We start from the raw sequence: 18,090 nt of genomic DNA, 5'->3' as shown, positions 1-18,090 counted from the left end.
CCCCGACACGCCGCGTGTGAGGGGCTTTTGCGTCTGCTCGCGCGAAACGCTAGGAGTGGTACGGCTCCGCGCTGACCAGCGTGACCTCGACGGTGTTGCCGTTGGGCACCTGGTAGCTGCGGGTCTCGCCGACCTTGGCGTCGATCAGGGCGCCGCCCAGCGGTGAGTTGGGCGAGTACACCTCGAGCTTGCCGTCGTTGACGCCCTCCTGGCGGGTGGCGATCAGGAACGTCTCGCTGTCGGATTTGTCGCCGTTGTAGTAGACCTTGACCACCGAGCCGGGCAGCGCGACGCCGGACTGCTTGGGCGCCTCGCCGACCTTGGCGTTGTTGAGCAGGTCCTGCAGTTGGCGGATGCGGGCCTCCTGCTGGCCCTGCTCTTCGCGGGCCGCGTGGTAACCGCCGTTCTCGCGCAGGTCGCCCTCTTCGCGGCGGTCGTTGATTTCCGCGGCGATAATCGGACGATTCGCGATCAACTGGTCGAGCTCGGCCTTGAGTCGGTCATGCGACTCCTGGGTTAGCCAGGTCACCTGAGTATCCGTCATCTCGTCGTCCTCGTATTTCTTTCTCGTTTCGCGTATTCGCGCAAGCTTTTGCACCCCGCTGCCGGGGTATTCGGGTCCCCGCCCCGGCTACCGCCGCTCCGTCCTTCCGACGGCCTTTAATGCAGCAATACACGGTCCCTAGGGGAACCGTGCATTCATCCATGTTACCACCGCGCAAACAGATGATGACTCAATATTCGCTGTTCGTCTTATCGCGCGGTCAGGCCGGACGCATGTAGGCGGGCACATCGGTGCCGCAACCGTAGATGTCGGCCATCACCGGGGGTCGGACGGATTTCACCGTCGTCGTCACCTGCACGGTGGCCTGGTCGGACGGGCCCACCAGCACTTCGCGCCTGCCGGTCTCGCCGCCGTCCTTGGCCCGGACCCGCACGATGCAGTCGACCGGGCGCGACGGGTCGGATCGCGTCACGCTGATCGTTACCGACGCCGTCTCGTTGTCGATCAACTGGTAGCCGGCCAGCGAGCCGGTGACGTCACTGTTCCCGAGCCGCTGGTAGCCGACGACGGCGACGACTACGCCGGCGGCCACGACCAGCACGGCCAACCCGATGGCCACCCGGCGCCGGGAAACGCGCGACAGCCGCGATCGCCCGTAGCGGGCCTCGGGGCGCGGAGGGGAAGTTTCGGTCATGCCTGGGTATGCCTGCAGTGGTGGTCGCCGGCCGCCGGCCGACGGGATGCAACGATCGGAACTGGAATTATAAGGTCGCTTCTAGCACTTCTAGCCCTTCGGGGGCGACCGGCGAACCGACTCGGACAAGGGGGCACGTGAGCGAACTGCGGTTGATGGCGGTGCACGCCCACCCCGACGATGAGTCGAGCAAGGGCGCGGCCACCCTGGCCCGCTACGCCGACGAGGGACACCGGGTTTTGGTGGTGACGCTGACCGGCGGCGAGCGCGGCGAGATTCTCAACCCGGCGATGGACCTGCCGGATGTGCTGGAACACATGGCCGAAATCCGCCGCGACGAGATGGCGAAGGCGGCGGAGATCCTCGGTGTGGAGCACACCTGGCTCGGCTTCGTCGACTCCGGCCTGCCCCAGGGCGATCCGCCGCCGCCGCTGCCCGAGGGCTGCTTCGCGCTGGTGCCGCTGGAGGAATCCGTCGAGGCGCTGGTGCGCGTGGTCCGCGAGTTCCGGCCGCACGTGATGACCACCTATGACGAGAACGGCGGCTACCCCCACCCCGACCACATTCGCTGCCACCAGGTTTCCGTCGGCGCGTTCGAGGCCGCCGGCGACTACGCCCGTTTCCCGGACGGGGGCGAGCCGTGGACGGTGTCCAAGTTGTACTACAACCACGGCTTCCTGCGGGCGCGGATGCAGCTGCTGCACGACGAGTTCGTCAAGCGCGGCCAGGAGGGGCCATTCAAAAAGTGGCTCAAGCACTGGGATCCTGAGCATGACCCGTTCGAGTCCCGGGTGACGACGCGGGTCGAGTGCTCGGCGTATTTCAGCCAGCGCGACGACGCCCTGCGGGCACACGCCACCCAGATCGACCCGAACGCCGAATTCTTCGCCGCTCCCATCGAGTGGCAGCAGCGGCTCTGGCCGACCGAGGAATTCGAGCTGGCCCGCTCCCGCGTCCCGGTCAAGCTGCCCGAGGACGACCTGTTCGCCGGGATCGAGGACGACGGGTGACGCACCATCTCCTCCGGGTGATTGCCGACGCCCCGCACAACCACGGGCCCGACTTCGGCAAGGCGAGCCCGGTCGGGCTGCTCGTCGTCGTGCTGCTGCTGATCGCGACTCTGTTCCTGTTGCGGTCGATGAACCGGCAGCTGAAAAAGGTCCCCAAGACGTTCGATCCGGAGCACCCCGAGCCCGATCAGGCCGCCGACGAGGGCACCGACACGGTTGGCGAGAACCCCGACCAACCGGGACACCGCGATGAGCCCGGCTGAATCGGGCGCAACGAACACCCTCGGCCTGGCCACCAGCCCGTATCTGCGCCAGCACGCCGATAACCCGGTGCATTGGCAGCAGTGGACGCCGCAAGCGCTGGCAGATGCGGCGGCGCGCGACGTGCCGATCCTGCTGTCCATCGGCTACGCCGCGTGTCACTGGTGTCACGTCATGGCCCACGAATCGTTCGAGGACGACGAAGTGGCCGCGGCGATGAACGCGGGGTTCGTCTGCATCAAGGTCGACCGCGAGGAGCGGCCCGACATCGACGCGGTGTACATGAACGCGACCGTCGCGCTCACCGGGCACGGCGGCTGGCCGATGACGTGTTTCCTGACACCCGACGGCCGACCGTTCTTCTGCGGCACGTATTACCCGAAAGACGGATTCCTGCAGCTTCTTTCGGCCGTGTCTGCGACCTGGCGGGACCGCCGCGGCGAGGTCGAGGAGGCCTCCGACCACATCGCCGGTGAGTTGCGCAGGATGGCGGGTGGACTGGCCGCCGGCGGGCCGGACGTGGCACCGCAGCTGTGTGACCACGCCGTCGCCTCCGTGCTCGGCGACCAGGACACCGCGCACGGCGGGTTCGGCGGCGCCCCCAAATTCCCGCCCTCGGCGATTCTGGAGGCACTGCTGCGCAACCACGAGCGCACCGGGTCGGTGGCGGCGCTGGACGCGGTCACCCGCACGGCCAACGCGATGGCCCGCGGCGGCATCTACGACCAACTCGCCGGCGGCTTCGCCCGCTACAGCGTCGACAACGCTTGGGTGGTACCGCATTTCGAGAAGATGCTGTACGACAACGCGTTGCTGCTGCGCGCCTACGCCCATTGGGCGCGGCGCACCGCAGATCCGTTGGCCCGCCGGGTCGCCAGCCAGACCGCGAGGTTCCTGCTGGACGAGCTGGCCGACGGCGACATGTTCACCTCGTCGCTGGACGCCGACGCCGACGGCCGCGAGGGTTCGACCTACGTCTGGACGCCGGCGCAGCTGACCGAGGTGCTCGGCGCCGACGACGGCCGTTGGGCCGCAGAGCTTTTCACGGTCACCCCGTCTGGCACCTTCGAACACGGCAGCTCGGTGCTGCAATTGCCCGCCGACCCCGACGACCCGCAACGGGCCGAACGGGTCCGCGCCGCGCTGCTGGCCGCGCGGCTCACCCGCGCGCAGCCCGGGCGTGACGACAAGGTCGTCACGTCGTGGAACGGCCTGGCCATCACCGCGCTGGCGGAGGCCAGCGTGGCGTTGGACCAAACCGAGTTGGCCGCTGCGGCAAGGCGTTGCGCCCTTTCGCTGCTGGGGCTGCACGTCGTCGACGGACGGTTGCGGCGCGCCAGCCTGGGCGGGACGGTCGGGGACAGTCCGGGCATCCTCGAGGACTACGCGATGCTGGCCACCGGCCTGCTCGCGGTGTACCAGCTGACCGCCGAGGCGTCGTGGCTGACGTCGGCGACCAGCTTGCTGGACACGGCGCTGCGCCACTTCGCCGACCCGGAGCGGCCCGGCCGCTGGTTCGACACCGCCGACGACGCCGAGCAGTTGGTGCTGCGGCCCGCCGACCCGCTGGACGGTGCCACGCCGTCGGGCACGTCGTCCATCACCGAAGCGTTGCTCACCGCGGCGCACCTCGTCGACGAGGAACGCGCGGAGCGGTACCTGCGAGCGGCGGGTGAGGCCTTGGCGGCGCACTCGCTGTTGCTAGAGCGCGCGCCGCGGTCGGCCGGGCATTGGCTGGCCGTCGCCGAAGCCGCGGTGCGCGGGCCGCTGCAGATCGCGGTCGCCTGCGACCCGTCTCGGTCCGCGCTCCTGGCCGAAGCGCGCCGGCTGGCGCCTGGCGGGGCGATCGTCGTGGGCGGCGCACCGGATTCGTCGGCGCTGCTGGCGGGGCGGGACCGGGTCGGCCGCGCCGACGCCGCCTACGTGTGCCGCGGCCGGCTTTGCGACCTGCCGGTGACGGGAGCGGCCGAACTGGCCGCGGCTCTGGATGTTTCGGGACAGTAGCCGGGAGGCTACCCTGCGTTCCATGCCAAACGCCCCGGACCGGGTCCACGCGATCACCGACACCGTCAACCGCTACATCGAGCTGGTCGCCAAGGGCAGCGCCGACGAGCTGGTGGACTTGTACGCCGACGACGCGACGGTTGAGGACCCGGTCGGCGGCGAGGTGCACATCGGTCGCCAGGCGATCCACGGCTTCTACTCCGCGGTCAACGACGTGCAGCGCGAATGCGAGTTGGTGTCACTGCGGGTGGCCGGCAACGAGGCGGCGTTCCAGTTCCGCCTGACCGTCACCGCGGGGGACCATCGCATGGTGATCGAGCCGATCGACGTGATGGTCTTCGACGACCGCGGCAAGGTCACCGCGATGAAGGCTTACTGGTCGGCGGCCGACGTCACGCAGGTCTAGCGCAGCATCATCGCGAGAGTGCAACTAGCGACGCATTTCCCGAGTAACCGCGTCGGTAGTTGCACTCTCGCGGGCGATCAAGGCCGTCAGGCCGGGTTGCCGACGTAGAAAACGGCGAACCACATCGCGATATAGTGCAGGATCGCCGCGATCGCCGTGAAGGCGTGGAAGAACTCGTGATAGCCGAACGTCTTTGGCCACGGGTCCGGCCAGCGCAGCCCGTAGAGCAGGCCACCGATGCTGTAGAACGCGCCGCCGACCGCGAGCAGCACCATCGCGGCGACCCCGGCGACGTGGATGATGGTCGGCGCGTACCAGACCGCCACCCAACCGAGCAGCAGGTACAGCGGGACGCCCACCCAGCGCGGCGCCGTCGGCCAGCACACCTTCAGCACGACTCCGGCCAGCGCGCCGCCCCACACGATCCACAGCACGGTTCGCCCGTCCTCGGGCGGCATCGCCAGCATCGCGAACGGCGTGTAGCTGCCGGCGATGAACAGGAAGATCATCGAATGGTCGAGCCGCTTCATCAGGTTGCGGCTCTTGTCGGATTTCCAGTTGACGCGGTGGTAGGTGGCGCTGACCGCGAACATCGCCACGGTGGCCAGGGCGTAGGCGAACGTCGTCAGCCCGGCGCGGGTGGATGCCACCGCCCACGACACCGAGACCAGACAGGCGCCGCAGACGATCGCCAGCCACGCCGAATAGAAGTGGATCCAGCCACGCATGCGGGGCTTGGAAATGGCCTCGGCGGCACCGTCGACGAGCTGTTCGACGGGATTGCCCGGCGCGATCGCCTCGGGCTCCGGGTTGGTGGGCGTGCTGGTCTTGCTGCTCATGTCTCCCTATTGCCTCGCATTGCGGCCATTAGACCCAACACTAACCGCGAATGATCACGACACGCTGCTGGACGTGCGGTGGGCTTGCGCAAATCCACCACGGAATTTGTGGTCGCTCACAGTAGGGTAGAGCTTCGTGGAGATCATCCCGCCGCGGCTCAAGGAGCCGTTGTACCGCGTCTACGAGCTGCGGCTGAGGCAGGGTCTGGCGGCCTCCAAGTCCGAACTTCCCCGGCACATTGCGGTGCTGTGCGACGGGAACCGGCGCTGGGCGCGCAACGCGGGTTACGACGACGTCAGCTACGGCTACCGGATGGGTGCCGCCAAGATCGCCGAGATGCTGCGCTGGTGCCAAGAGGCCGGCATCGAGATGACCACGGTGTACCTGCTCTCCACCGAAAACCTGCAACGCGATCCCGACGAGCTGGCCGGCCTGATCGAGATCATCACCGACGTGGTCGAGGAGATCTGCGCCCCGGCCAATCGCTGGAGCGTGCGCACGGTCGGCGACCTCGGGCTGATCGGCGAGGACCAGGCCCGCCGGCTGCGCGACGCGGTGGAGTCGACGCCGGCCGTCGCGCCGTTCCACGTCAACGTCGCCGTCGGCTACGGCGGCCGCCGGGAGATCGTCGACGCGGTGCGCGCGCTGCTGAACAAGGAACTCGCCAACGGTGCCACCGCGGAGGAGCTGATCGACGCGGTGACCACGGAAGGCATCTCCGAAAACCTTTACACCTCTGGGCAACCCGACCCCGACCTGGTGATCCGCACGTCGGGGGAACAGCGGCTGTCGGGGTTTTTGCTGTGGCAGAGCGCCTATTCGGAGATGTGGTTCACCGAGGCGCACTGGCCCGCCTTCCGCCGCGTTGATTTCCTGCGCGCGCTGCGTGACTACAGCCAGCGGCATCGGAGGTACGGGAAGTAGCAGCGGGTCGGCACGCATCAGACCCCGTGCCGATCGCAAGCGCGGCGAAGCCGGGCGCAGCGGGTCGGCACGCATCAGACCCCGTGCCAAACTGGATGCATGGCTGCGCTGTCGGCGGTGGCGTTCACGCTGAGCGGGTGGCTGGGGTTGTATCTGCTGGCCCGCGATCCGCGTAAGCCGGTGCTCGCGCTCGCGGCGATCGGACTGTGTGGCTTCGCGCTGGTGGTGGCGCTGGACGCGATTCGCACGGCGAGCGCCCCGCATCTCGCGCTGCTCAGCCGGTTCGAGATCTATCTGGCCGCCGTGCCCAGCGTGGCGTGGTTCGCGGTGCTCGTCGAGCTGTCCCGGCCGGGCGACCGCTGGCGCGCGCGCACCGGTGAGTTGCTGCTCATCGGCGGTGTCGGCGCGCTGATCCTGCTGGGCGCGGCGCTGGCCGGCAGCGTCGAAGGACCGCTGCGGCCGGGTCACCTGCTGATGATGGCGGTGATCTCGACGTCCACGTTGGGGGCGATGGTCGTCGCCGTTCGGCGGCGCGCCCAGCCGACCCCGGTCGTCGGCACGGTCGTCGTCGCGACCCTGTTCTTCGCGCTGGCCAACGCCATCCTGATCATCCCGTTGGGCATCGTGCCGAGCTGGCTGGCCCTGGCGTCGACGGGTTGCGACGTCCTGACGCTCGGCGTGGCTGTGGCTTTGTGGGACGCGTTCGACGAGGGCCAGGCGCTGCGCGCCGACATGCTGCGCTCGTTCGCCGGTTCGATGGTCGTGGCTGTGCTGTTCGGCGGCCAGGCGCTCATCGGCCTGGCCGTGACCCGACGCGAGCCCACCGCGCAGACCGTGCTGACGGTGCTGCTGTTCAGCACGCTCGCGATCGCGATCGCGGTGCAGGTGCTGGCCGATCCGCTGGCCGGCGTGCTGGACCGGCTGGCGTTCTCCAGGTCGCCGACGCTGCGCGCCGACCGGGCCGCGTTGCGGCACACCGGCGCGGCGCTGCCGCTGCGCTCGGCCGATCCCCGCAAGGATCTTCGGCGCATCGACGACGACACCTTCGCGCGGCTCACCCGCCGCGCGCTGGGTCACTACGCCGACCTGACCAAGCTCGTCGCCAGCCCGCTGACCGCGTTGCCCCTGATCGACGAGCGACTGGCCGCGCGCGGCGCGCCCGATCACCCGGTGGAGCGGGCCAACGAGCTGAAAGCCGTTCTCGCCGACGGCATCGCCCGGCTCAAACCCCGCGACGCGGGCGACTTCGGAACCACCGAGGAGTGGCGGTACTACAACTCGCTGTACTTCCCGTACGTCGTCGGGGTGCGCGCGTACGCGCAGAACGCCACCGCGGCCGGCCTGGACCCCACCGCCCGGCAGGCCTGGCAGTGGCTGGTCACCGAGGTGCCCCAGCGTTCGCTGCACAACTGGCAAAACGCGGCCGCCCGGCTGATCGCGGCCGATCTGCGTGAGCGTGTCAGCTTGGCGCGACGGGCGTAACGCCGCAGGTTACCCTCGCGGAAGGTATTGCGACGCAAGGGGCGTTCATGGCTTCATCCAGGATTCCGCCGGCAAAGGCTGTCCGGGTCATTGAGGCGGCCAGGTATTTTCTGAGTCGGCTCCACGCCCGCACCTTCCCCGCGCCAGCCGTGCTGATGGAAATGGTCATGAACGCCTGGGTCGCGCAGGCGATTACGGCCGCGGCCGACCTCGGCATCGCCGACGCTTTGGCGGACGGGCCGCTGTCGGCCCAGGAGCTTGCGGTCGCCGTTGACGCCGACGCCGACGCGTTGGCCCGGCTGCTGCGGGCCCTGATCTCGCGTGGGATCTTCCGCCAGCGCCGCGACGGCCGCTACGAGCTCACTCGGCTGGCGCAGCCACTTCGTCGCGACGCCGACGTTTCGCTGGCGGCGTGGGCCAGGTGGATGGGTTCGCCCGAGAACCGTGACCATTGGAGCCACCTGAGCGAAAGTCTTCGTCTCGGCGAGTGCGTCGCCTGCCAGGCGCGGGGCCAATCTTTGTTCGAATTCCTGGCCGGCCGGCCCGAACTGCAGGAAGTCTTCAACCAGGCCATGACCGGCGTCTCCGAGATCTCGATCGCGCCGCTCGTCGCGGCATACGACTTCACTCCGTACGCCACCATCGTCGACGTCGGGGGTGGCCGCGGTCGGTTGCTGGCCGCAATGCTGACCGCCGCGCCGCGCGCGCGTGGCGTCCTCTTCGACCAACCCCATGTCGTGATCGACGCGCCGGCCGAACTTCGCAAACACCGGGTGTTGGACCGGGTTCGGATCGCCGAGGGATCGTTCTTCGACGACGACATACCCGCGGGCGGCGATGCGTATGTGCTCAAGAACGTGATTCACGATTGGCCCGACGAGCAGGCCGTGCGCATCCTGTCCAACGTGCGCGCGTCGTCGGGTGCCGGCAAGCACCTGCTGCTGGTCGAACTCGTGATTCCGGCGCACCGGCGTGAGTTCGCGGGCAAGTGGCTGGACCTGGAAATGTTCGTCAGTGCCACCTCGCGGGAGCGCACCGCGGACGAATACGGTCGGCTACTCGCGCGCTCCGGGTTTCAGTTGAATCGGGTGGTGGAAACGGTCTCGCCGTTCAGCGTCGTGGAGGCGATCGCCGTCTAGTCTCCCGGCGAGCGATCGCGCCATCGACCCCACGATTTGTGACACGTGTGGAATTAATTGGTCCGGTGGGGAATAGCCGGGCGAAATCCCTGGTCATTCTGCGCATGGCAGCAACTGGCAGCGCCATGGGTCGATGTGGCAGTGACTGAGCGGCACGCTCAAACCAGTTCGACCCCCTCGCCACCGCTAGGAGTAATCGCATGACCGCCGTTTCTGGGATTCCGACCCGCCCCCTGTACGACTCGACCGACTCGCTGCTGCGTTTCGCCATGCGCGCCGACGCCACGTTGACGGGCCTGTGCGGCTTGGCCGTCGCATTTTTCGCCGACCCGATCTCGTCGATGACGGGACTCACGTCAGCCCAGGAATACGCGATGGGCGCGTTCTTCGTGCTCGCCGGCCTCGTCGTGTTCAGCCTCGCGGCGGCGCCGAACCTGCGCCGCGTCGGGATCGGCATCATCGTGGCCAACGTCGTCTTTACGCTCGCGGCGGTGGTGGCCGCCGGAGCCGTGCCCGTGCTAACCGCAACCGGGGTGGCCGCCACGCTGGCCACCGGCGTCTACACCGCGGCGTTCGCCGGTCTGCAGTATCTGGGAGTGCGTCGCCTCGCGACCTAACTTGTCCGCGCCTCCGGCCCGGTCCCGCGCTACAGCTTGCGCAGCCGCAGCCGATTGATGGAATGGTCGGCGTCCTTGCGCAACACCAGGGTGGCGCGGGGCCGTGTCGGCAGGATGTTCTCGACCAGGTTGGGCCGGTTGATCGACCGCCAGATCTCGCGGGCGGCGGCGACCGCCTTGGTGTCGTTGAGCGCCGAATAGTGGTGAAAGTGCGACTCGGGATCGGCGAACGCGGTGCCGCGCAGCGACAGGAACCGCGACACGTACCACTGCTCGATGTCTTCGATTCGGGCGTCCACATATAGCGAGAAGTCGAACAGGTCCGACACCATCAGGGTGGGGCCGGTCTGCAGGACGTTGAGGCCCTCCAGGATCAGGATGTCGGGGTGGCGGACCACGTGCTTGGCCCCCGGGATGATGTCGTACTTCAGGTGCGAATACACCGGCGCGCACGCGTGGTCGGAACCGGATTTGACCGACGTCACGAACCGCATCAGCGCCCGGCGGTTGTAGCTTTCCGGAAAACCCTTGCGATGCATCAGGTTTCGCCGGTCCAGCTCGGCGTTCGGGTACAGGAATCCGTCGGTGGTCACCAGGTCCACCCGGGGATGGTGATCCCAGCGGGCCAGCAGCGCCTGCAGCACGCGGGCCGTCGTCGACTTGCCGACGGCCACGCTGCCTGCCACGCCGATGATGAAGGGCACCGGCCGGTCCGGGTTCTGCTGGGGTTCCCCGAGGAATTCCGCCGTCGCGGCGAACAGCCGCTGGCGCGCGGCGACCTGAAGGTGGATCAATCGGGCCAGCGGCAGGTAGACCTCTTCGACCTCCAGCAAGTCGATCTGCTCGCCGAGACCGCGCAACCCGACCAGTTCCTCTTCGGTGAGGGCCAGCGGCGTGGACATGCGAAGCGCACGCCATTGTTTTCGGTCGAACTCCACATAAGGGCTCGGCTCGCTAGGCCGCGGCATAGTGCACAAGTGTGGCAGGGGCGGACGCGCGCCCGACGGCTGGGCTGGCGAAAACCGCGCTGGATAGACTGGCGCCCGTGACTGCCGCACCCGACGCCCGTACCTCCTCCACCGTGATGTCGGCCTCGCTCGCCGAGGTCGATCCCGACATCGCCGAGTTGCTGGACAAGGAGCTGCACCGGCAACGCGACACGCTGGAAATGATCGCCTCCGAGAACTTCGTGCCCCGGGCGGTGCTGCAGGCCCAGGGGAGCGTGCTGACCAACAAGTACGCCGAGGGATTGCCCGGCCGGCGCTATTACGGGGGATGCGAGCACGTCGACGTCGTGGAGAACATCGCCCGCGACCGGGCCAAGGCGTTGTTCGGCGCCGAGTTCGCCAACGTCCAGCCGCATTCCGGCGCGCAGGCCAACGCCGCCGTGCTGCACGCCCTCATGTCTCCGGGGGAGCACCTGCTCGGCCTGGACCTGGCCAACGGCGGCCACCTCACCCACGGGATGAAGCTCAACTTCTCCGGAAAGCTGTACGAGGCCGGCTTCTACGGCGTCGACCCGAAGACGCACCTGGTCGACATGGACGTCGTGCGGGCCAGGGCGCTCGAGTTCCGGCCCAAGGTGATCATCGCCGGCTGGTCGGCCTACCCACGCATCCTCGACTTCGCCGCGTTCCGCTCGATCGCCGACGAGGTCGACGCCAAGCTGTGGGTGGACATGGCGCACTTCGCCGGCCTGGTCGCGGTGGGCCTGCACCCGACGCCGGTGCCGCACGCCGACGTGGTGTCCACGACCGTGCACAAGACGCTCGGCGGCGCCCGTTCCGGCATGATCCTGGGCAAGCAGGAATACGCCAAGGCCATCAACTCGGCGGTGTTCCCGGGCCAGCAGGGCGGGCCGCTGATGCACGTCATCGCGGGCAAGGCGGTCGCGCTCAAGATCGCCACCACTCCCGAGTTCGCCGACCGCCAGCAGCGCACGCTGTCCGGGGCGCGCATCGTCGCCGACCGCTTGCTGGCGGCCGACGTCGCCAAGGCCGGCGTCTCGGTGGTCAGCGGCGGCACCGACGTGCACCTGGTGCTGGTCGACCTGCGTGACTCGCCGCTCGACGGCAAGGCCGCCGAGGACCTGCTGCACGAGATCGGCATCACCGTCAACCGCAACGCGGTCCCCAACGACCCCCGGCCGCCGATGGTGACGTCCGGGCTGCGGGTGGGCACGCCTGCGCTGGCCACCCGCGGTTTCGGGGACGCCGAATTCACCGAGGTCGCCGACATCATCGCCACCGCGCTGGCAGCCGGTACGTCCGCCGATATCTCGGCGCTGCGGGAGCGGGTGACGCGGCTGGCCAGGGACTTCCCGCTCTACGAGGGCCTGGAGGACTGGACGCTCGTCGACCGCTGAGCGCTTTAGGGACCAAAGTCACCATTCGGCGGCAACACGCCCCAACAATTTCACCGAACCTGTACCTACGAGTTACAGTAACCGCATGGCACAGAAACCTGTTCCTAACACGCTGACCCTCGAACTCGAGCCCGTGGTCGAGCGGCTGATGGACCACCACCTCAACACCGAGGACCTGTGGTTCGCCCACGACTACGTGCCCTTCGACCAGGGCGAGAACTTCGCCTTCCTGGGCGGACGCGACTGGGACCCGTCGCAGACCACGCTGCCCAGGGACATCACCGACGCCTGCGAGATCCTGCTGCTGCTCAAGGACAACCTCGCCGGGCACCACCGCGAGCTCGTCGAGCACTTCATCCTCGAGGAGTGGTGGGGCCGCTGGTTGGGCCGGTGGACGGCCGAGGAGCACCTGCACGCCATCGCGCTGCGCGAGTACCTGGTGGTGACGCGGGAGGTCGACCCGACCGCCAACGAGGAGGCCCGGGTCGAGTACGTGATGAAGGGCTACCGCGCCGACACCTACTCCCAGGTCGAAACGCTGGTCTACATGGCGCTCACCGAGCGCACGCAGGCGGTCTTCTGCCGCAACCTGGCGGCCCGCATCGAGGAGCCCGTCCTCGCCGGCCTCATCGACCGCATCGCCCGCGACGAGACGCGGCACGAGGGGATGTTCGCCAACCTCGTCGCGCACTGCCTCGAGTTCACGCGCGACGAGACCATCGCCGCCATCGCCGCGCGGGCAGCGGACCTGCAGACGGTGGGGGCCGACATCGACGCCTACGCGGACAAGGTGCAGGCCGTCGCCGACGCCGGCATTTTCACTCCGCAGGATTTGCGGCAGGCGATCTCCGACCGCATCACCGAATGGGGTGTGGCGGGCGAGCCCGCGCTGGCGCAATTCGTCATTAGTTAAGCCACACTTCACCGGAACCGGCCGCGGCCAGCGGCCGGTTTTTGGTGTCTCCGTGTCGGTCTCGGCGCGCCTGCCCGGCGCCGAAGCGGCCACGAGAGTAGCGTCGTTCCCGATGGCCAGCGACAAGATCTGCTGCCAGGGCGGCACCTTCCGTCACTACTTCGGTAGTTCTAGGCAGGACCGGCCCCGGTCCTGGTGCTGCGGCTCCCGCCGACATGCCTGTGCGGGTCCGCGCGGGCTTACCCGCTCGAGGAGCGCTTCGTGACCGATCTCCGGACCTATGTGCTCGACACCTCCGTGCTGCTGTCCGATCCGTGGGCGTGCAGTCGGTTCGCCGAACACGAGGTGGTGGTGCCGCTGGTGGTGATCAGCGAGCTGGAGGCCAAACGCCACCACCACGAACTGGGCTGGTTCGCCCGTCAGGCGCTGCGCCTGTTCGATGATCTTCGGCTCGAGCACGGACGGCTGGACCAGCCGATTCCCGTTGGGACACAAGGCGGAACACTTCACGTCGAACTGAATCACACCGACCCCACGGTGTTGCCGGCGGGCTTTCGCACCGACAGCAACGACTCCCGGATCCTGAGCTGCGCCGCCAACCTCGCCGCCGAAGGCAAGCGAGTTACGTTGGTCAGCAAAGACATTCCGCTGCGCGTGAAGGCCGCGGCGGTGGGCCTGTCCGCCGATGAATACCACGCGCAGGACGTCGTGGCGTCCGGGTGGTCGGGTATGTACGAGATCGAGACCGCCACCGAGGATATCGACGCGCTTTTCGCCGACGGCGAGATCGACCTGGTCGAGGCCCGAGACCTGCCCTGCCACACCGGAATTCGGCTGCTGGGCGGAAGCTCGCATGCGCTGGGCCGGGTCACCGCGGCGAAACGGGTTCAACTGGTTCGCGGGGACCGCGAGGTGTTCGGGCTGCGCGGCCGTTCCGCCGAACAGCGCGTCGCGCTGGACCTGTTGCTGGACGAGTCGGTGGGCATCGTGTCGCTGGGCGGCAAGGCCGGCACCGGCAAGTCGGCGCTGGCGCTGTGCGCGGGCCTCGAGGCGGTACTCGAACGGCGGACCCACCGCAAGGTGGTGGTCTTCCGTCCGCTCTACGCGGTCGGGGGCCAGGAACTGGGCTACCTGCCCGGCAGCGAGAGCGAAAAGATGGGCCCGTGGGCGCAGGCCGTGTTCGACACGCTCGAGGGACTTGCCAGCCCGGCGGTGCTCGAGGAGGTGCTGTCCCGGGGCATGCTCGAGGTGCTGCCGCTGACTCACATCCGGGGCCGCTCGCTGCACGACTCGTTCGTCATCGTCGACGAGGCGCAGTCGCTGGAGCGCAACGTGCTGCTGACCGTGCTCTCGCGGTTGGGCACCGGATCGCGGGTGGTGCTGACCCACGACATCGCCCAGCGCGACAACCTGCGCGTCGGCCGCCACGACGGCGTCGCGGCGGTGATCGAGAAGCTCAAGGGCCACCCGCTGTTCGCCCACATCACGCTGCTGCGCAGCGAGCGCTCGCCGATCGCCGCGCTGGTCACCGAGATGCTCGAGGAGATCGCCGGGCCGCAGTAAGCGTGAACCCCTGGCTTTCACTGTCACTTCAGGGCGGGAAATCCGCGTAAATGTCGCCCTGATGCAACACTGAAAACCCTGGTTACACGGTCAACGCGGCTGCTGCACACCCAACCCCCGGTAGGCTTTCTACGTGCCGAAACGACCCGACAGCCAGGCCTGGCGCTATTGGCGGACCGTGTTGGGCGTCGTGGCGGCTGCCGCCGTGCTGGTGGTCGGCGCCCTCACCGGCCACGTGACGCGGGCCGACAACCTCAGCTGTTCGGTCGTCAAGTGCGTCGCGTTCACCTTCGACGACGGGCCGGGGCCTTACACCGACCGGCTGCTGCAGATCCTGAAGGACGCCGACGCCAAGGCCACTTTCTTCCTGATCGGCAACAAGGTCGCCGCCAATCCGGCGGGAGCCAAACGCATCGCCGACGCCGGCATGGAGTTCGGCAACCACACCTGGGAACACCCCAACATGACGACGATCCCCCTGGAGGACATCGCGGGCCAGTTCTCCCGAAGCAACGACGCGATCACCGCCGCGACCGGCCGGGCCCCGTCGCTGTGGCGTCCCGCGGGCGGGCTGTCCAACGACGTCGTGCGTCAAACCGCGGGGAAGTTCGGCCTAGCCGAAATCCTCTGGGACGTAATCCCTTTCGACTGGATCAACGACTCCAACACGGCCGCGACGCGGTACATGTTGATGACGTACATCAAGCCCGGCTCGGTGGTGCTGTTCCATGACACCTACTCGAGCACCGTCGACCTGGTGTACCAGTTCGTCCCGGTGCTCAAGGCCAACGGCTACCGCTTGGTGACGGTCAGCGAATTGCTGGGGCCGCGAGCACCCGGCAGCACCTACGGCGGGCGCGAAAATGGGCCACCGGCCAACCAGCTGCACGACATTCCGCCCAGCGAGATCCCGTCCTTGCCCAACACGTCGTCACCCAAGCCGATGCCCAACTTCCCGATCACCGACATCCCGGGCCAGAATTCGGGCGGGCCGACCAACGGCGCCTAGGAAGGTTCGGGCGCACCCGCGGCTACCTTTATAGGGTGATCAAGCCGAGCTGGCTTCGGGCTCCAGCGGCTGGGCAGCGAAAGTCCGCCCGCAGGTTGTTGATTGAGTATGCGGCCGCCCTCGCGCTGGCCTACCTTCTGGCCGTCGTCGACGCGGCCGCGATCCTGATCCCGCTTCGGGGGAACACGTCGGTCCCGACGAACGCGGATTTCGTCCAGAAGTACACGGCGGTCGTCGCGGGCATCGTTGTGTTGGGCATCGTCGGCGTCGCGGTAGCCGGAGTCCTGAGCCTGGGGCCCAACCTGCGCTGGTATGTCGCGGGGGACGAACCTACCGAGGAGCAACGCGAGGCGGCGATGAAGATGCCGGGCCGCCAGTCGGCGATCCTGCTGCTCGGCTGGGGCGGGGCCGGGGCCATTTTCGCCCTGCTTAATCTCGCCGGCGGGTCCCAGCTGTTGCTGCCGATTCTGCTCGGTGTGCTCGTTGGCGCGCCGGCCGCCTTCGGCATGGGGATGCTGCTCGCACAACGCACCCTGCGCCCAATCATCGGCGCCGCCACGCTGGGTCGCGAGCCCCGGCTGGCGGTGCCGGGGGTGTACGCCCGGCTGGTCATGCTGTGGTTTTTGTGCAGCGCGATTCCCATCGGGGTGATCGCGGCTCTGATCGTGCTGCGCTCCCACGGCTGGCTGATTGAAAGGTCCGCGTCGCTGGATGCGCCCCTCTTGGTGGTGTCGCTCGCGGCGCTGCTGGTCGGATTGCCGATGATGATCCTGACGTCGCGGTCCATTTCCGATCCGGTCGGCGAGGTCGTCGACGCGATGGCCGAGGTCGAACACGGTCACATCGGAACTCAGGTGGGCGCCTATGAACGTTCCCAAATCGGGCGTCTGCAAACGGGATTCAACCGAATGGTCGCCGGGCTCGCCGAGCGGGACCGGCTGCGGGACCTGTTCGGGCGCCACGTCGGAACCGACGTCGCGCAGCGCGCCATTCAAGAGGGCGCCTCGCTGTCCGGCGACGTGGTCGAGGCGGGGGTCCTCTTCATAGACCTGGTCGGCTCGACGCAACTCGCGGAAAGCCGCCCCCCGCAAGAGGTCGCCGCGGTGCTCAACGACTTCTTCCGGATCGTGGTCGACGCCGTCGACGAACACAACGGGCTGATCAACAAGTTCGCCGGCGACGCCGCGTTGGCCGTCTTCGGTGCCCCGTTGCGGACGGCGCAACCGGCGTCGGCGGCGCTGGCGACGGCGCGCGCGCTGGCCACCCAGCTGCGCCGGCTGCCCGTCGTCGACTTCGGCATCGGCATCTCGGCCGGCCGGGTGTTCGCCGGCAACGTCGGCGCCGAAAACCGCTACGAATACACGGTAATCGGCGATGCGGTCAACGAGGCCGCGCGGCTGGCCGACCTCGCCAAAACCGCCGAACGGCGAATCCTGTGTTCGGCGGCGGCCATCGAGCGAGCCGATGACGCGGAGTGCGCGCACTGGGCCGAGTGCTATTCCACCGTGCTACGCGGCCGCTCGGAGGCCACCCACGTGTCCGCGCCGGCGGGCCCCGCTACTTCTTGACCTTCAGCGCTCCGATGACCCCGTTCATCACGCCCGCCGAACCCGCATCGCCGATCGGCGTCGCGCCCATGAAGACGGTGACCGGCTTGGTGTCCACCGCGATGATGACCACCGAGTCGCCCTTGACGTTGCGAGCGGGGTCGGCGATCGTGATGTCCGCGTCGACCCGGGCGGCCTTGACGCCGTCGACGGTGATCGACGACTTCTTCAGCGGCCCGAGCGTCGGCGTCGCGTTCGCGTATCCCGGCCCGTTGGCCACACAATCCATCAACTTCGCCGCCTGCGCGGCGACGTCCATGCTGCTGACGAAGTTGGTGACGGCGACCTCGGCCTGCATCATCCACTGATTGGCGCCGGGCACCTCCTGCCCGACGCCGACGGCGCCGATCAGGTTCGGGCTCTGGTCGTCCGAGAACCCCATCCAGCCCGGTGCCGCGTTGGCCGGGAACGACAGCTTGCCCGCGCTGATCGTGTCGCCCGAGGGCTTGTCGCCGCCGGACACGTTGGGCGTGCAGCCGGTCGCCGTCTGTTGGGCGCTGTTGGGCGACGACGGCGCGCTCGTCGAGGAGGGGACCGACGGGTTGGTCGAGGGGCCCGCCCTGTTCGGCTTGCTTCCGCTGTTGAGCCCGATCGCCAAGAGCACCACGATGATGATCACGCCCAGCACCGCGACACCGGCGAGGATCAGCCACGGCGCCTTGGAGCGTGGCCCGGGCGGCGGCCCGGGTGGGTACGGCCCGCCGGGCCAGCCCGGCGGGACCTGCTGGCCGGGTGGGGGGAACTGCTGGGG

At 68.5% G+C, this 18,090-nt stretch carries 18 protein-coding genes and 1 pseudogene; 14 read left to right on the top strand and 5 right to left on the bottom strand.

Going from position 1 to position 18,090, the window contains the following annotated elements:
- Window positions 1–49: 49 nt before the first annotated feature.
- Both greA and AWB92_RS15495 read right to left on the bottom strand, forming a co-directional pair.
- A complete protein-coding gene (greA, locus tag AWB92_RS15500) occupies window positions 50–544 on the bottom strand; it encodes a transcription elongation factor GreA (RefSeq protein WP_066940885.1) in 495 nt (164 codons plus the stop codon).
- 220 nt (window positions 545–764) lie between these two features.
- Entirely contained in the window at window positions 765–1,199 is a 435-nt protein-coding gene (locus AWB92_RS15495; RefSeq protein WP_085186830.1) for a DUF4307 domain-containing protein, read from the bottom strand.
- Window positions 1,200–1,336: 137 nt separating this feature from the next.
- On the opposite strand from AWB92_RS15495, the gene mca reads away from it, so the two are divergent.
- The 4 genes from mca to AWB92_RS15475 are packed head-to-tail and all read left to right on the top strand — an operon-like array spanning window position 1,337 to window position 4,880.
- Entirely contained in the window at window positions 1,337–2,209 is an 873-nt protein-coding gene (gene mca, locus AWB92_RS15490; RefSeq protein WP_085186828.1) for a mycothiol conjugate amidase Mca, read from the top strand.
- Complete coding sequence (locus AWB92_RS15485) at window positions 2,206–2,472, top strand: hypothetical protein (protein WP_068105839.1); 267 nt, start codon at window positions 2,206–2,208, stop codon at window positions 2,470–2,472. The genes mca and AWB92_RS15485 overlap by 4 nt, the downstream gene beginning before the upstream one ends.
- A complete protein-coding gene (locus AWB92_RS15480; protein WP_085186825.1) occupies window positions 2,459–4,474 on the top strand; it encodes a thioredoxin domain-containing protein in 2,016 nt (671 codons plus the stop codon). Before AWB92_RS15485 ends, AWB92_RS15480 begins: the two co-directional genes overlap by 14 nt.
- 22 nt (window positions 4,475–4,496) lie before the next feature.
- On the top strand, window positions 4,497–4,880 hold the full coding sequence (locus tag AWB92_RS15475; RefSeq protein ID WP_085186823.1) for a nuclear transport factor 2 family protein: 384 nt from the start codon (window positions 4,497–4,499) through the stop codon (window positions 4,878–4,880).
- 86 nt (window positions 4,881–4,966) lie between these two features.
- Here AWB92_RS15475 and AWB92_RS15470 read toward each other — a convergent pair whose 3' ends face one another.
- Entirely contained in the window at window positions 4,967–5,719 is a 753-nt protein-coding gene (locus AWB92_RS15470; RefSeq protein ID WP_068180726.1) for a hemolysin III family protein, read from the bottom strand.
- Between the two features lie 136 nt (window positions 5,720–5,855).
- Between AWB92_RS15470 and AWB92_RS15465 the strand changes: the two genes are divergently transcribed.
- The 5 genes and pseudogenes from AWB92_RS15465 (at window position 5,856) to AWB92_RS15450 (ending at window position 9,882) form a co-directional block, all read left to right on the top strand.
- On the top strand, window positions 5,856–6,644 hold the full coding sequence (locus AWB92_RS15465) for a (2Z,6E)-farnesyl diphosphate synthase (RefSeq protein WP_085186821.1): 789 nt from the start codon (window positions 5,856–5,858) through the stop codon (window positions 6,642–6,644).
- A 2-nt stretch (window positions 6,645–6,646) separates the two neighbouring features.
- Window positions 6,647–6,736: pseudogene (locus tag AWB92_RS30575) on the top strand (hypothetical protein); the annotation flags it as partial.
- Between the two features lie 7 nt (window positions 6,737–6,743).
- Entirely contained in the window at window positions 6,744–8,126 is a 1,383-nt protein-coding gene (locus AWB92_RS15460; protein ID WP_085186819.1) for a hypothetical protein, read from the top strand.
- A gap of 47 nt (window positions 8,127–8,173) precedes the next feature.
- Window positions 8,174–9,265, top strand: a complete 1,092-nt coding sequence (locus AWB92_RS15455) for a methyltransferase (protein ID WP_085186817.1) — start codon at window positions 8,174–8,176, stop codon at window positions 9,263–9,265.
- Between the two features lie 200 nt (window positions 9,266–9,465).
- A complete protein-coding gene (locus tag AWB92_RS15450) occupies window positions 9,466–9,882 on the top strand; it encodes a hypothetical protein (RefSeq protein ID WP_085186814.1) in 417 nt (138 codons plus the stop codon).
- Between the two features lie 29 nt (window positions 9,883–9,911).
- On the opposite strand, the gene coaA is transcribed toward AWB92_RS15450, so the two are convergent.
- Window positions 9,912–10,850 (bottom strand): type I pantothenate kinase, encoded by a 939-nt coding sequence (coaA, locus tag AWB92_RS15445; RefSeq protein ID WP_068127646.1) that lies wholly within the window; start codon window positions 10,848–10,850, stop codon window positions 9,912–9,914.
- A gap of 116 nt (window positions 10,851–10,966) precedes the next feature.
- Between coaA and glyA the strand changes: the two genes are divergently transcribed.
- The 5 genes from glyA (at window position 10,967) to AWB92_RS15420 (ending at window position 17,300) form a co-directional block, all read left to right on the top strand.
- Window positions 10,967–12,247, top strand: a complete 1,281-nt coding sequence (glyA, locus tag AWB92_RS15440) for a serine hydroxymethyltransferase (RefSeq protein WP_085186812.1) — start codon at window positions 10,967–10,969, stop codon at window positions 12,245–12,247.
- A gap of 85 nt (window positions 12,248–12,332) precedes the next feature.
- A complete protein-coding gene (locus AWB92_RS15435) occupies window positions 12,333–13,160 on the top strand; it encodes an acyl-ACP desaturase (protein ID WP_085186810.1) in 828 nt (275 codons plus the stop codon).
- 261 nt (window positions 13,161–13,421) lie between these two features.
- Complete coding sequence (locus AWB92_RS15430) at window positions 13,422–14,723, top strand: PhoH family protein (RefSeq protein ID WP_068101002.1); 1,302 nt, start codon at window positions 13,422–13,424, stop codon at window positions 14,721–14,723.
- 133 nt (window positions 14,724–14,856) lie between these two features.
- The gene (locus AWB92_RS15425; protein ID WP_085186808.1) at window positions 14,857–15,732 is read left to right on the top strand and encodes a polysaccharide deacetylase family protein; all 876 of its coding nucleotides are present in this window, start codon (window positions 14,857–14,859) and stop codon (window positions 15,730–15,732) included.
- A 95-nt stretch (window positions 15,733–15,827) separates the two neighbouring features.
- A complete protein-coding gene (locus AWB92_RS15420) occupies window positions 15,828–17,300 on the top strand; it encodes an adenylate/guanylate cyclase domain-containing protein (RefSeq protein ID WP_173817430.1) in 1,473 nt (490 codons plus the stop codon).
- Here AWB92_RS15420 and AWB92_RS15415 read toward each other — a convergent pair.
- On the bottom strand, window positions 17,290–18,090 hold an 801-nt coding region (locus AWB92_RS15415), incomplete at its 5' end, for a hypothetical protein (protein ID WP_142282116.1). The genes AWB92_RS15420 and AWB92_RS15415 overlap by 11 nt on opposite strands.

This window comes from Mycobacterium sp. IEC1808 (assembly GCF_002101935.1).
Lineage (GTDB): Bacteria > Actinomycetota > Actinomycetes > Mycobacteriales > Mycobacteriaceae > Mycobacterium.
Note: the sequence above shows the minus strand (reverse complement) of the source record. Positions and strands in the feature narration are given on the sequence as shown.

Bases quoted from the DNA above. Each gene is read 5' to 3' on its own strand.
- greA (WP_066940885.1), bottom strand. From the start codon at position 544: ATGACGGATACTCAGGTGACCTGGCTAACCCAGGAGTCGCATGACCGA.
- AWB92_RS15495 (WP_085186830.1), bottom strand. From the start codon at position 1,199: ATGACCGAAACTTCCCCTCCGCGCCCCGAGGCCCGCTACGGGCGATCG.
- AWB92_RS15480 (WP_085186825.1), top strand. From the start codon at position 2,459: ATGAGCCCGGCTGAATCGGGCGCAACGAACACCCTCGGCCTGGCCACC.
- AWB92_RS15475 (WP_085186823.1), top strand. From the start codon at position 4,497: ATGCCAAACGCCCCGGACCGGGTCCACGCGATCACCGACACCGTCAAC.
- AWB92_RS15470 (WP_068180726.1), bottom strand. From the start codon at position 5,719: ATGAGCAGCAAGACCAGCACGCCCACCAACCCGGAGCCCGAGGCGATC.
- AWB92_RS15460 (WP_085186819.1), top strand. From the start codon at position 6,744: ATGGCTGCGCTGTCGGCGGTGGCGTTCACGCTGAGCGGGTGGCTGGGG.
- AWB92_RS15455 (WP_085186817.1), top strand. From the start codon at position 8,174: ATGGCTTCATCCAGGATTCCGCCGGCAAAGGCTGTCCGGGTCATTGAG.
- AWB92_RS15450 (WP_085186814.1), top strand. From the start codon at position 9,466: ATGACCGCCGTTTCTGGGATTCCGACCCGCCCCCTGTACGACTCGACC.
- coaA (WP_068127646.1), bottom strand. From the start codon at position 10,850: ATGCCGCGGCCTAGCGAGCCGAGCCCTTATGTGGAGTTCGACCGAAAA.
- glyA (WP_085186812.1), top strand. From the start codon at position 10,967: ATGTCGGCCTCGCTCGCCGAGGTCGATCCCGACATCGCCGAGTTGCTG.
- AWB92_RS15435 (WP_085186810.1), top strand. From the start codon at position 12,333: ATGGCACAGAAACCTGTTCCTAACACGCTGACCCTCGAACTCGAGCCC.